Here is a 12934-nt window from a genome sequence, read left to right as displayed (position 1 = left end):
TATGTTTATATTACTTCTTACATCGCCATTGCTATTATTATCTCTGATCTGGAATAAGTTCGCTTTTAGTTCGCAAACAATTCTTCGGTTTCTATTTGTCATTCTATTTAGTCTGTTTTTTACATCGTATTATTTAAATGGAATGGACTGGAGTATTTATTATTTAAAATTCATTGATGAAGGTGATCCGTATTCATCTTTTGAATTCGGCTTTGTTCTTTTTTTTCAAGGAATTTTACTTTTAACAAATAATAACTATGGTTTAGCTATACTCCTGTTTTATTTGATTACTTTTAGCATACTTTGCCTCATTATAAAGAGATTCAAAACGAACGAACCGCTTTTTTGGGCATGTTTATTTTTGATATTTGGTTATAACTTGATATTGGAGCAACTGCGTCAATTCATAGCATGTATTATCATTTTTTATGCATTGCTCAAATATAATAATGACGGAAAAATAAATTGGTTGATTTTTTGGATTTTTCTCGCGGCTTGCTTTCATGTATCTTCACTGATTGTTTTCCCCGCTATAGCTTTGGCATCATTACGTAATGTCACGACTTTTACCCTGCTGACGCTAGTTTCGATTGTAGGTTTTATAGGGTTCTTCTTTACCGGAGCTGCTATTGTGACAGCATTGGCGAATGCCAATCTTGCCTTTACAAAAATTGCGTATTATCTCCAGCAAAACCCTATTAGCCTAAGTTTTGGCTGGTTAAATATCCTTGACTTAATATTCGTCCTGTTTTATTTCATCTATCGTGCAAGTATTGATCGTGTTGCGTCAGTGAGATTATTAACACGGCTAATTTTCGTAGGGGCAACCATTCACTTATTTAGTGGTTCAATTACTTTCCTTGCAAGGGTTTGTTTCTTTTTCTATTTTATTGCTATTTATGTATTTTGCGTAGTACCAAAAGGAGAATCTACAAGATTATTCTCTATTAGAAGCTACAATACACTCATATTGGCATTATTCTTTTCAGGCATGTTGACCCTAAACTTTATTTCTTACTTTAGAAATGAGCAGGCGCCTGTACAATTTAGTAATATGACTTTCAGATTGCTATCCTTTTTTGAGGATGATTATGTCCGGAAACTTGCAAATGATAAGTATTATGATGCCACGCAGGATATGAATAACATTTTATGAAAAAAAAAATATTATTTGTTATCACCGGCCTTGGTCTGGGCGGTGCCGAAAAGCAACTATGTCTACTTGCTGATAAGTTAGTTCAACGCAATTACGACGTGGCTATAGTTGCTCTTAACGGTGAAATAGAAGTAACCCCTAAGAGTAACGAGGTTAAGCTTATCAATTTACGAATGCAAAAGAATCCATTGGGTTTGCTAAACGCCGTACTGCGCCTCGCTAAGATTATTAAAGATTTTAAGCCGCAGATCGTGCATGGGCATATGTTCCACGCAAATATTATTGCAAGGCTGGCCAGACTGGTCGCACCGGGAAATTATAAACTAGTCTGTACCGCGCATAGCAAAAATGAAGGTGGAAAGGTTCGTATGTTGGCTTACAGGGTTACCGACTGCCTGTGTGACATAACTACGAATGTCAGCGATGAAGCACTTACTGATTTTATTAAAATAAAGGCTTTTCGAAAATATAAATCACGAGTGGTTTATAACGGCATCGACACGGATTTATTCAAATATGATGAAAATATAAGAAACGAATTGCGTAAGCAGCTCAATATCAATGATAACTGTTTTCTTATATTAGCTGTAGGGAGACTTACAGAGGCGAAAGATTATCCTAATTTGTTAAGCGCAATGCAAAAATTGCCTGATAATTACAAGCTCGTCATTATAGGAGAAGGAGAAGCCAGACATCAAGTTGAACGGAATATTATCGATCTGCAACTTCAGAGCGCTGTCATGCTACTCGGCAGAATAATGGATGTTGCTCGATATTATTCAGCATGTGATATCTATGTTTCTTCATCGCAGTGGGAAGGATTTGGTCTGGTTGTTGCGGAAGCAATGTCTTGTGAACGTCTTGTCGTCGCTACTAACGCTGGCGGAGTTGCTGAAGTTGTCGGCGATAAACGTTTTATTGTACCAATTTCGGATGCAAATGCGTTGGCTAGTAAAATAATTGAAGTGACGAACTCTGATGCGAATACTAAAACAAAAATTATGCAGCGAAACCGAAATCACATTGTCGATACCTTTTCTATCGATTCCATTGTTAATAATTGGCTGGATATATATTCACTTAAGCAGGTTTGAAATATGCAAGTGCTATTAATTGGTAACCAGACAAGTACCATTTTGCTTTTCAGAAAGCGTCTTATAGAGAAGTTTATTGAAGAGGGGGCAGTTGTTCATACCTTAACGATGGACAGTGACGTCAATGCATTCAAAAAAATAATTGAATTAGGCGCACATCCGGGCTGTTATCGATTTTCACGTTCTGGTATGAATCCTGTCTCGGATGCGATTAATACTATCAGGCTCGCTAAAACAATAAAAGAAATTAAACCTGATGTCGTTTTTTGCTTTTTTCCCAAGCCTGTTATTTTTGGTACATTGGCAGCACGTCTCGCTGGCGTAAAAAATGTTAATGTGTTATTAGAGGGATTAGGGTATTGTTTTACCAAAGGCGCTACTCAGGAAAACTTCAAAAAGAGAGTTGTCAGAAAAATACAAACATTACTCTATAAGTTATCGTTGCCTTTGACAAGAAAAGTATTGTTTCTTAACAGTGATGATTATAAAGATTTACTAATTGAACATCGTATTCAGGTCAAGTCGACTGAAGTTGTAGGCGGAATTGGAGTTAATCTTGAACAATACAGTTATGTGCCTGCTCGTACAGATGTCATTCATTTTACTATGGTCTCCAGGCTACTAGTTGAAAAGGGTGTCAGAGAATACGTTCTCGCTGCTGAGAAAGTAAAACGTCTATATCCTGATGTGCAATTTAGTATTGCAGGGACGTTTGATGATAACCCTGGCGGCATTACTCGTGAGGAATTTGAAGCCTGGATTAAAAAAGGTGATGTGAATTTCTTAGGTCAGGTATCGGACATTAAAAGTCACTTAATTAATAGCAGCATTTTTGTTCTGCCCTCTTACCGTGAAGGGGTCCCACGTAGTACACAAGAAGCGATGGCAATAGGAAGACCAATTATTACTACAGACGTGCCGGGTTGTAGAGAAACCGTCATCGCTGGATACAATGGCTTTTTGATTCCGCCCTGGGATGCAGATGAGCTTGCTAACAAGATGATATCTTTTATTAAGCAACCCGAGCTGATTGTTCAGATGGGATTGGCAAGCCGTACTATAGCGTTAGAAAAATTTGATGAAGAACAAGCCTGCGATAAATTGATAAACCTTCTTTCTTCATAACGAACACTTTCTATGGGCAAATATAGCTATACTTATTTTTAAGGAATAGATATGTCAATACTGGTGACGGGCGGTGCCGGTTATATTGGATCACATACAGTATTATGCCTTCTGGAGCGAGGTTACAATGTTGTGGTTTTAGATAACCTCAGTAATTCTTCATATGAATCTTTACGTCGAGTACAAGCGATCACGCAACGTGATATCGTTTATTATCAAGGCGATATCACCGATCGAATCTTCCTAGGTAAAATTTTTTCAGAGAATACAATAGAAGCGGTAATCCACTTTGCTGGTTTGAAGTCTGTGAGCGAGTCGATAAAGTACCCTACTAAGTATTACGAGAATAATGTTATGGGAAGTATTATTCTCCTTGAAGAAATGATGAAGCATGGTATTTATAAGCTGATTTTTAGTTCATCGGCAACCGTTTACGGTGAACCAGAGCGTATCCCTCTTACAGAAGATTGCAAAACAGGCGGTACTACTAATCCCTATGGTACGTCAAAACTTATGGTTGAGCAGATTTTATCGGATACAGCCAAAGCGCAACCGCAATTAAACATTACCATTCTTCGGTATTTTAATCCGGCTGGTGCCCATCCTTCTGGTTTAATTGGTGAAGATCCAAATGGTATCCCTAACAATTTATTGCCGTATATAAGTCAAGTTGCTATTGGAAAGCTTAAAAAGCTTTCTATATACGGTAATGATTATCCCACTCATGATGGAACGGGAGTAAGGGATTATATCCATGTGATGGATCTTGCTGAAGGTCATGTCGCAGCAATTGAAAAAATGAATGCTGATAGCGGATGTAACATATATAACCTGGGTACTGGCAAAGGGTATTCGGTTTTAGAGCTGATTTCTGCTTTCGAAGCGCAAAGTAATATAAGAATTCCATACACGTTTACCGAACGCCGTCCGGGCGATGTCGCTGAGTGCTGGTCCGATTCTTCCCTGGCGCATAAAGCGCTGGCGTGGCGCGCCACAAGAAGTCTGGATGAGATGATGCGTGATAGCTGGAATTGGCAACAGCAAAACCCTAATGGCTATAAGCCGTTAGTTTGATCCGCATTTGTTTGTAAGCAATTATTGTTGAAGACGTAATCCTCAGACGAAAGGCTCCCACATTTGTCCATCCTGAGTTAACATCGTAGCTACATTTACCTGCGTGATGATTCGCAGTGACCACACCTGACAGGAGTATGTAATGTCCAAACAGCAGATCGGCGTTGTTGGTATGGCCGTGATGGGGCGCAACCTGGCGCTTAACATTGAAAGCCGTGGCTATACCGTATCCGTATTCAACCGCTCCCGTGAAAAAACCGAAGAAGTGATTGCAGAAAACCCGGGCAAAAACCTGGTTCCTTACTATACGGTGCAGGAGTTCGTTGAGTCCCTGGAAACGCCCCGTCGTATCCTGTTGATGGTTAAAGCAGGCGAAGGTACTGATAAAGCCATTGAATCCCTCAAGCCTTATCTGGATAAAGGCGACATCATCATTGATGGCGGTAATACTTTCTTCCAGGATACGATTCGTCGCAACCGCGAACTGTCTGAAGAAGGCTTCAATTTCATTGGCACTGGTGTTTCCGGCGGTGAAGAAGGCGCCCTGAAAGGGCCATCTATCATGCCTGGCGGTCAGAAAGAAGCTTATGAGCTGGTCGCGCCTATCCTCAAGCAAATTGCTGCTGTGGCGGAAGGCGAGCCGTGCGTTACTTACATTGGGCCGGATGGTGCTGGTCATTATGTGAAAATGGTGCATAACGGCATCGAATATGGCGATATGCAACTGATTGCAGAAGCCTACTCTCTGCTGAAGCACGGCCTGAATCTTTCCAACGAAGAACTGGCGAAAACCTTCTCTGAATGGAACGAAGGTGAGCTGAGCAGCTATCTCATCGATATCACTAAAGACATCTTCACCAAGAAGGACGAAGAGGGCAACTACCTGGTTGATGTGATTCTGGATGAAGCGGCTAACAAAGGCACCGGTAAATGGACCAGCCAGAGCTCACTCGATCTCGGGGAGCCGCTGTCCCTAATCACCGAGTCTGTTTTTGCGCGTTATATCTCTTCCCTGAAAGAGCAACGTGTTGCCGCTTCCAAAGTACTGAGCGGCCCGCAGGCCAAACCTTTCGCAGGCGATAAAGCTGAATTTATTGAGAAAGTACGCCGCGCGCTGTACCTCGGTAAAATTGTCTCTTACGCTCAGGGCTTCTCCCAGCTGCGTGCGGCTTCTGAAGAGCACAACTGGAACCTGAACTACGGTGAAATTGCGAAGATCTTCCGCGCTGGCTGCATCATCCGCGCGCAGTTCTTGCAGAAAATTACCGATGCGTATGCTGAAAACCCATCTATTGCGAACCTGCTGCTGGCGCCATACTTTAAGAAAGCGGCTGATGATTACCAGCAGGCGCTGCGCGATGTAGTGGCTTATGCGGTACAGAACGGTATCCCGACGCCGACCTTCTCCGCAGCTATCGCTTATTACGACAGCTACCGTTCTGCTGTACTGCCAGCAAACCTTATTCAGGCGCAGCGCGACTACTTCGGGGCGCATACCTACAAGCGCACCGATAAAGAAGGCGTGTTCCATACCGAATGGCTGGATTAACTCTATCTTTTACTTTTTGAATGTTAAAGCCCGGCCATGGCCGGGCTTTTTTCTGGATAAATAGATATAAAAAGAGCCTTACAATCAACAAACTTTATAGGTAAATTGTGCCGCTACGTGCAGTTTCATCTTTGTCTTATCAACATAAGATATGAATTTGGCAAACTAAGCGCTGCAGGCTACACGTAAAGTTGTTTATCTGTTTGATAACAAATAAATTTATTATAAGGTTTGTATGGTGCACACTTCTTCTACTGCTAATAACAGGCAACCGGACGCCAACGAGCAAATTGACCTGTTAGATCTACTGCTTCAGTTATGGCGCGGAAAGCTGACCATCGCTGCGTGTATTGTCGTTGCGATCCTGCTTGCTGTTGCTTATTTATTCGTCGCGAAAGAAAAGTGGACTTCAGAAGCGATAGTTACTCTGCCTGACTCCGGACAGATAGCCAATTACAACAACTCAATGGGCATACTTTATGGTCAAAACCCCACAAACGCGCCTACCGTTGTGGATGTCCAGGAGCGTTTTTTTGGCCGTTTCAATTCAGCCATTTCTGCTTTGGCCGATGAGTTGCAAAACCAGCCTGAAAAAGAGAGCCTGAAAATTGAACAGACGGTGAAAGGACAGCAGGTACCTTTGACTATCAGCTACACAGCGAATGGTGCTGAACAGGCGCAGAAGACATTAGATAAATATATCCAGCAAATTAATAAACAGGTCGTGCAGGAGTTGGATGCTGACTTGCAAGTCAACATCGACAGTAAGCTGGAAGACCTGAAAGCTTCCCTGGCGACGCAGATTAAAGTGGCGCAAGAGCAAAAAGATAAACGCCTTGCCGTACTTAATCAGGCATTGCTTGTAGCGCAGCAAGCGAATATTAAAGATACGCTAGTTCAACAGGCCGAAACACTTTCTGAAGACACCTTATTTGTATTAGGTAGCGACGCGCTTTCTTCAATAATCAAGAACGAAGGAACGCGTCCACTGCCGCTTTCAGATTATTACTACCAGACACGTCAGTCTTTGCTTGCTGTCAGTGCGCTTAAGTCAAAACCTGATTCGCTCTATTCGTTCCGTTATGTCATGAAGCCGAGCCTGCCGATTTATCGAGATAGTCCGAAGAGAGCATTAACGCTTATTCTGGCAGTGCTGATTGGTGGCATCATTGGCTCAGGCGTTGTACTTCTTCGTCATGCTGTACGCAACCATCGACCGGGGTAATATCTCTGGCGGGTTGTTTGATAAAAGGCCGGTTAACCCGGCCTTTTTTATGCTTACTTATGCCTGCCGCGCAGATTCTCTATCACCGCGCTTAAATCCAGTTCCTGATCCTGCAACAGCACCAGCAGGTGATAAACCAGGTCAGACGCCTCGTTAACCAACTCTTCTTTGTCGCGTACCGTCGCGGCAAGCGCCGTTTCCACGCCTTCTTCTCCCACTTTCTGCGCAATCCGTTTGGTGCCGCTGGCATACAGCTTTGCAGTATAGGAGCTTTCCGGCGAGGCGGTTTTACGCGCCGCCAGCAGCGCTTCCAGTTGGTAAAGAAAATGCCACTGGTGATGCGCCTCGCCAAAACAGCTCGAGGTGCCAAGGTGGCAGGTTGGCCCAATTGGGCTAACCAGCACCAGCAGCGTATCGTTATCGCAATCCGGTGTTATGCTCACGACATTCAGAAAGTGACCGGAAGTTTCGCCTTTGGTCCACAGCCGCTGTTTAGTGCGGGAGAAGAATGTCACCTTGCCGCTTTCTTCTGTCCGGCGCAGCGCCTCGTCGTTCATATAACCCAGCATCAGCACTTCGCCAGATACCGCGTGCTGCACCACGACCGGCAGCAGCCCGTCGGTCTTCACCCAGTCCAGTTGGGCCCGCTGTTGTTCTGTTAACACGCTCGAATCTCCACGCCTTGCTGAATCAGAAATGCTTTCAGTTCGCCAATATTAATAATCTGTTTGTGAAATACCGATGCCGCCAGCGCGCCATCCACGTCCGCGTCGCGAAATGCTTCCAGGAAGTGCTCCATGGTACCGGCACCGCCGGAAGCGATCAGCGGAACGCGGCAGACCTCGCGCACTTTTTTAAGCTGCGTCAGGTCATAACCGTTGCGCACGCCATCCTGGTTCATCATGTTGAGGACTATCTCGCCGGCGCCGCGCTTCTGCACTTCCGCTACCCAGTCCAGCGTTTCCCATTGGGTGACGCGAGTACGGCTTTCGTCGCCGGTATACTGGTTCACGTGATACTTGCCCGTCTCGCTGTCAAACCAGGTATCAATGCCTACGACAATGCACTGCACACCAAAACGGTCTGCAAGACGGGTGATGAGTTCCGGGTCCGCCAGGGCAGGGGAGTTGATGGAGATTTTGTCCGCGCCGAAAGAGAGGATCTGCGCCGCGTCGTCCAGGGATTTGATGCCGCCCGCTACGCAGAAAGGGATGTCTATCACTTCCGCCACGCGGGAAACCCAGCTTTTGTCTACCACGCGGCCATCGCTGGAGGCGGTGATATCGTAAAAGACCAGTTCATCGGCGCCTTCCTGCGCATAGCGTTTTGCCAGCGGCACGATATCGCCAATAATCTCGTGATTACGGAACTGCACGCCTTTGACAACCTGGCCGTCTCGCACGTCCAGGCAGGGGATTATCCGTTTTGCCAGCATTGAATCGCCTCCGTCACAGTAAATTTGCCTTCCAGCAGCGCGCGCCCGACAATTACGCCCTGAACGCCAGTGCCGCGCAGGGCGCGAATATCATTAAGTTCGCCAATGCCGCCGGAGGACTGGAACGCCACCTGCGGATAGCGGGCGCATACTTCTTCATACAACGCCACGTTGGAGCCGGAAAGCGTGCCGTCGCGAGAAATATCGGTGCAGAGCACATGCTTCAGGCCGAACGGCAGATAACTTTCCACCAACGCCTCCAGCGTAACGCCGGAGTTTTCCTGCCAGCCGCTGACCGCCACCTGCTTGCGGCCCGCTTCATCGATACGCACATCCAGTGCCAGCACCAGCGCATCGGCGCCGAAGCGTTTAAACCATTGCTGCACCGTTTCAGGTGATTTCACGGCGGTGGAACCCACCACCACACGGCTGGCGCCCGCTTCAAGCAGCGCGGCCACGTCCTCTTCCATACGCACACCGCCGCCGACCTGCACCGGCACGCTCACGCCCGCCAGCAGCTTTTGCAGCAACGGGATCTGGCGCTTCGCCGGGTCTTTCGCGCCGGTTAAATCCACCAGATGCAGCACCTGCGCGCCCTGCGCTTCGTAATCCTGCAGACGCGGCAGCGGGTCGCTGCCATAGTCGCGCTGCTGGCCATAATCGCCCTGATGGAGACGCACCACTTTTCCGTCAATCAAATCTAATGCCGGGATAATCATTTACATCTCCAGGAAATTTTTCAGCAGCTGCGCGCCCGCGGCGCCGGAGCGTTCCGGGTGAAACTGCACGCCCCAGAAGTTATCTTTCTGCACCGCGGCGGTAAACGGCTCGCCGTAATTACACTGCGCGATAGTGCAGGGGTTCACTGGCATGGCGTAGCTGTGCACGAAGTAAAAATACGCGCCGTCTTCAATGCCGCGGAACAGACGGTCGCCCGCTTTCGCGTAGACGCGGTTCCAGCCCATGTGCGGCAGCGGCAGGCCGTAGTCGGTCATATGCGGCACGGGTTCATCGATAATGCCCAATGTCTCTACGCCGTTGTTCTCTTCGCTGCGCGACCCCAGCAGCTGCATGCCGAGACATATCCCCAGCACCGGCTGGGTGCAGGCTTTAATCAGGTCAATAAGTTCGCGCTCGCGCAGCTGATCCATTGCCGCCTGAGCGGTGCCCACCCCCGGCAAAAAGAGCTTATCGGCGCGCAGCACCACATCCGACTCGCGGCTGACCAGCGGTTCGTAACCCAGGCGCTGCACCGCCCACTTCACGGAAGAGAGGTTGGCGCAGCCGGTATCCAGAATCACCACGTTCATTACAGCACTCCTTTTGAGGAGGGGAGGGTGTCGCCTTCCACGCGAATCGCCTGGCGCAGCGTGCGGCCAAAGGCTTTAAACAGGCTTTCCACACGATGGTGGTCGTTTTTACCCTTGGTTTTCAGGTGCAGCGTTACGCCCATGGTGTAAGAGAGTGAACGGAAAAAGTGCTCCACCATTTCCGTGCTGAGATCCCCTACGCGCTGGTAAGTGAACTCGGCGCGGTACTCAAGGTGCGGACGTCCGGAAATATCCAGCGCGCAGCGCGCCAGACACTCATCCATCGGCAGCACGAAGCCGAAGCGGTTAATGCCGCGCTTGTCGCCAAGCGCCAGTTTCAGCGCTTCGCCCAGCGCAAGGCCGGTATCCTCCACGGTGTGGTGATCGTCGATATAAAGGTCTCCCTTCACTGCGATCTCCATCCGGAAGCCGCCGTGGGTGGCAATCTGGTCGAGCATATGGTCAAAGAAGCCGACGCCGGTGTTAATTTTGCTGCCGCCTTCCTGGTCGAGCCAGACTTTCACATCGATCTGCGTCTCTTTAGTGTTGCGGGAGACCTGTGCGAAACGGTCGCGCTTTGTCAGCTTCTCGCCAATCATCGTCCAGTTCAGGTCGGCGCGGTTATAGCGCAGCCCCTGAATGCCCATGTTTTCCGCAAGTTCAATGTCAGTGGCGCGGTCGCCAATCACATAGCTGTTGGCTGTATCCAGCACGCCCTCTTCCAGATAGCTCCGCACCAGCGTGGTTTTCGGCTTGCGGCAATCGCAGGCGTCATCGGGGAAGTGCGGGCAGATCAGCACGTCATCAAAAATCACCCCCTGAGAGGTGAAGATCTGCATCATCAGGTTGTGCGGACCGTCAAAATCGGCCTGCGGAAAGCTGTGGGTGCCAAGCCCATCCTGGTTGGTGATCATCACAAGCTTAAAGCCCGCTTTTTGCAGCTTCAGCAGAGTGGGGATCACGTCTGGCTCAAAGGCCAGCTTATCAAAGCGATCCACCTGAAAATCTTCCGGCGGCTCGGCAATCAGCGTACCGTCACGGTCAATAAAGAGAGTCTTCTGGCTCATACACGCTCCGTGGCCGCAAGGCCGGGTTGTTCACGCAGGGCGTCAATCACGCGCTGACACTCTTCGCGGGTGCCGACGCTAATACGCAGACAGCCGCTCAGCGAGGGCTGTTTGTTCTGGTCGCGTAAGATAATGCCCTGATCCCATAAGGATTTAAACACCGCGCTGGAAGCGGTAATGCGCGCCAGCACGTAGTTAGTTTCACTGTCAAAAACGCGCTCAACGCACGGCACCTCTTGCAGCGCCGATACCAGATACTGGCGGTTGCGTTTAATTTCCGCCACCCGCTCACGCATCTGCACGATGCCCTGAGGGCTCAGCGCCTGCGCGGCGATATCCGCCACCGGCGTGGAAAGCGGGTACGGGGCGATCACTTTCAGCAGCAGGTTGATTATCTCTTCACTGGCAAGCGTAAAGCCGCAGCGTAGCCCTGCAAGCGCGAACGCTTTTGAGAGCGTACGCAGCACGACCAGGTGCGGGTATTCCGCCAGCCAGCCGGCGACGGTCGCCTGCGGGCAAAATTCGATATAGGCTTCGTCGGCGACCACCAGCGCTTTGCCGCGCGTCATCTCCAGTAGCGTGCGCAGATCCTGCGGGTTGATAAGCTGTCCGGTCGGGTTATTGGGACTGCAGACAAACACCACCTTCACGCCGTCGAGTTTTTCGGCGATGGCGGGTAAATCAAGCTGCCAGTCTTCCAGCGCCTGAACGGTGCGGTACTCAACGCCGAACGCTTCCGCGCTGACGCTGTACATGCCGTAAGTCGGCGGACAGTAAAGCACGGCGTCCTCTCCCGGCTCGCAGAAGGCGCGGATCAAAAGCTCAATGCCTTCATCGGCGCCGCGGCTCACCAGCACCTGTTCCGGTTTCACGCCGGCGTAGTCGGCGTAGCGTTCAATCACCTGCTTCGGCTGGCATTCCGGGTAGCGGTTGAGGTTTTGCTGCGTTAGCTGAAACTCCACCGGCAGCGGGTATTCGTTGGCGTTCAGCCAGACATCGCCGCTGCCACCGAGACGACGGGCGGACTGGTAGGGCGTCAGCGCGCGGACATTGGCGCGGGCCAGTTCTTCAATGCTCATTCCATCTCCTTAAGGGCGGCGACACGCAGCGTGACGGCGTTTTTATGGGCGGTAAGCTGTTCAGCGGCCGCCAGCGTCTCAATGGTTTTCGCAAGGCTCGCAAAGCCCTGCATGGAAAGCCAGATCGCGCGCAACGATAATGCGGCTGGCGGAAAGCGCCTGGCGCGCCGTCTCGGCTCGCGGCAGAGCGGCGAGCTGGCGCTCTACGGCCTCTGCGACCGCCTGCGCCATCTCGCGGTCCCTTAGGCACCGTCTCGCTGCCAAAAGCGAGCGCAGCGATAGCCTGCGCGCCGCCCGCGTTGAAAACCTCCTGCACGCCGCAAAGCTTCGCCGCATAAAGAATTTCATCCGCAATCGGCGGAGGGGAGCAGAGCACCACTTTGGCGCAGCCCGCGAGACGCGCAGGCGTCGCCAGCATCAACACAGTAGAAAAAAGCGGAGCAGAGCCGCCGGGAATATAGAGGCCTACGGAAGCCACCGGGCGCGTTACCTGCTGGCAACGTACGCCCGGCATGGTTTCGATGTCTACCGTCGGCAGGCGCTGGGCGAGGTGGAACGTCTCAATGTTGGCGACCGCTACCGCCATCGCCTCTTTTATTTCCTCGCCAAGGCGCGCTTCGGCGGCGTTAATCTCTTCAGCCGTAACTTTCAGCGCCGTCACGTCGCGTAGCGCCGCATCGCCCCGGGTTTTTACGTTATCAAGAATGTCGGCGACGGTGCGGGTAACACTTTCAGATGCGGAAATGGCCGGGCGCGTCAGCAACGCGCGCTGCTGCGCGCTGTCGCAGTTATTCCAGTCGATTATCGTGCTAAAGGTCAT

At 49.6% G+C, this 12934-nt stretch carries 12 protein-coding genes and 1 pseudogene; 6 read left to right on the top strand and 7 right to left on the bottom strand.

The features are described 5' to 3' along the window. The first annotated feature begins 1 nt into the window (after position 1). The 6 genes from IEX01_RS18060 (at position 2) to wzzB (ending at position 7223) form a co-directional block, all read left to right on the top strand. On the top strand, positions 2 to 1156 hold the full coding sequence (locus IEX01_RS18060; RefSeq protein WP_188724283.1) for an EpsG family protein: 1155 nt from the start codon (positions 2 to 4) through the stop codon (positions 1154 to 1156). After that, positions 1153 to 2250: a glycosyltransferase gene (locus tag IEX01_RS18055; protein ID WP_188724282.1), complete on the top strand. Its 1098-nt coding sequence runs from the start codon at positions 1153 to 1155 to the stop codon at positions 2248 to 2250. The genes IEX01_RS18060 and IEX01_RS18055 overlap by 4 nt, the downstream gene beginning before the upstream one ends. 3 nt (positions 2251 to 2253) lie before the next feature. Then, entirely contained in the window at positions 2254 to 3375 is a 1122-nt protein-coding gene (locus tag IEX01_RS18050) for a glycosyltransferase family 4 protein (RefSeq protein ID WP_024561406.1), read from the top strand. Positions 3376 to 3426: 51 nt separating this feature from the next. Beyond that, positions 3427 to 4449 carry a UDP-glucose 4-epimerase GalE gene (gene galE, locus IEX01_RS18045; RefSeq protein WP_032988336.1) on the top strand — a complete coding sequence of 341 codons (1023 nt, stop codon included), beginning with the start codon at positions 3427 to 3429 and terminating at the stop codon, positions 4447 to 4449. 142 nt (positions 4450 to 4591) lie between these two features. Continuing rightward, positions 4592 to 5998 carry an NADP-dependent phosphogluconate dehydrogenase gene (gene gnd, locus IEX01_RS18040; RefSeq protein ID WP_024561408.1) on the top strand — a complete coding sequence of 469 codons (1407 nt, stop codon included), beginning with the start codon at positions 4592 to 4594 and terminating at the stop codon, positions 5996 to 5998. A 235-nt stretch (positions 5999 to 6233) separates the two neighbouring features. After that, entirely contained in the window at positions 6234 to 7223 is a 990-nt protein-coding gene (wzzB, locus tag IEX01_RS18035; RefSeq protein WP_024561409.1) for an LPS O-antigen chain length determinant protein WzzB, read from the top strand. Positions 7224 to 7276: 53 nt separating this feature from the next. Here the strand turns inward: wzzB and hisIE are convergent, their stop codons facing one another. From hisIE to IEX01_RS18000, 7 genes and pseudogenes are all read right to left on the bottom strand, one after another. After that, positions 7277 to 7888, bottom strand: coding sequence for a bifunctional phosphoribosyl-AMP cyclohydrolase/phosphoribosyl-ATP diphosphatase HisIE (gene hisIE, locus IEX01_RS18030; RefSeq protein WP_188724281.1), 612 nt, complete (start codon positions 7886 to 7888; stop codon positions 7277 to 7279). Next, entirely contained in the window at positions 7882 to 8658 is a 777-nt protein-coding gene (gene hisF, locus IEX01_RS18025; RefSeq protein WP_007869109.1) for an imidazole glycerol phosphate synthase subunit HisF, read from the bottom strand. The genes hisIE and hisF overlap by 7 nt, the downstream gene beginning before the upstream one ends. Further along, entirely contained in the window at positions 8640 to 9377 is a 738-nt protein-coding gene (gene hisA, locus IEX01_RS18020; RefSeq protein ID WP_188724280.1) for a 1-(5-phosphoribosyl)-5-[(5-phosphoribosylamino)methylideneamino]imidazole-4-carboxamide isomerase, read from the bottom strand. The genes hisF and hisA overlap by 19 nt, the downstream gene beginning before the upstream one ends. Beyond that, positions 9378 to 9968, bottom strand: coding sequence for an imidazole glycerol phosphate synthase subunit HisH (hisH, locus tag IEX01_RS18015; protein WP_007869104.1), 591 nt, complete (start codon positions 9966 to 9968; stop codon positions 9378 to 9380). It lies immediately after the preceding gene. After that, positions 9968 to 11035 carry a bifunctional histidinol-phosphatase/imidazoleglycerol-phosphate dehydratase HisB gene (hisB, locus tag IEX01_RS18010; protein WP_188724279.1) on the bottom strand — a complete coding sequence of 356 codons (1068 nt, stop codon included), beginning with the start codon at positions 11033 to 11035 and terminating at the stop codon, positions 9968 to 9970. The genes hisH and hisB overlap by 1 nt, the downstream gene beginning before the upstream one ends. Beyond that, positions 11032 to 12114, bottom strand: a complete 1083-nt coding sequence (gene hisC, locus IEX01_RS18005) for a histidinol-phosphate transaminase (RefSeq protein ID WP_188724278.1) — start codon at positions 12112 to 12114, stop codon at positions 11032 to 11034. Before hisC ends, hisB begins: the two co-directional genes overlap by 4 nt. After that, a pseudogene (locus IEX01_RS18000) lies at positions 12111 to 12934 on the bottom strand (histidinol dehydrogenase). Before IEX01_RS18000 ends, hisC begins: the two are co-directional and overlap by 4 nt.

The organism is Franconibacter daqui (assembly GCF_014644275.1).
Lineage (GTDB): Bacteria > Pseudomonadota > Gammaproteobacteria > Enterobacterales > Enterobacteriaceae > Franconibacter > Franconibacter pulveris.
The sequence above is the reverse complement of the archived record's forward strand: the minus strand, read 5'-3'. Positions and strand labels throughout refer to the sequence as shown.

Bases quoted from the DNA above. Each gene is read 5' to 3' on its own strand.
- IEX01_RS18060 (WP_188724283.1), top strand. From the start codon at position 2: ATGTTTATATTACTTCTTACATCGCCATTGCTATTATTATCTCTGATC.
- IEX01_RS18055 (WP_188724282.1), top strand. From the start codon at position 1,153: ATGAAAAAAAAAATATTATTTGTTATCACCGGCCTTGGTCTGGGCGGT.
- IEX01_RS18050 (WP_024561406.1), top strand. From the start codon at position 2,254: ATGCAAGTGCTATTAATTGGTAACCAGACAAGTACCATTTTGCTTTTC.
- galE (WP_032988336.1), top strand. From the start codon at position 3,427: ATGTCAATACTGGTGACGGGCGGTGCCGGTTATATTGGATCACATACA.
- gnd (WP_024561408.1), top strand. From the start codon at position 4,592: ATGTCCAAACAGCAGATCGGCGTTGTTGGTATGGCCGTGATGGGGCGC.
- wzzB (WP_024561409.1), top strand. From the start codon at position 6,234: ATGGTGCACACTTCTTCTACTGCTAATAACAGGCAACCGGACGCCAAC.
- hisF (WP_007869109.1), bottom strand. From the start codon at position 8,658: ATGCTGGCAAAACGGATAATCCCCTGCCTGGACGTGCGAGACGGCCAG.
- hisA (WP_188724280.1), bottom strand. From the start codon at position 9,377: ATGATTATCCCGGCATTAGATTTGATTGACGGAAAAGTGGTGCGTCTC.
- hisH (WP_007869104.1), bottom strand. From the start codon at position 9,968: ATGAACGTGGTGATTCTGGATACCGGCTGCGCCAACCTCTCTTCCGTG.
- hisB (WP_188724279.1), bottom strand. From the start codon at position 11,035: ATGAGCCAGAAGACTCTCTTTATTGACCGTGACGGTACGCTGATTGCC.
- hisC (WP_188724278.1), bottom strand. From the start codon at position 12,114: ATGAGCATTGAAGAACTGGCCCGCGCCAATGTCCGCGCGCTGACGCCC.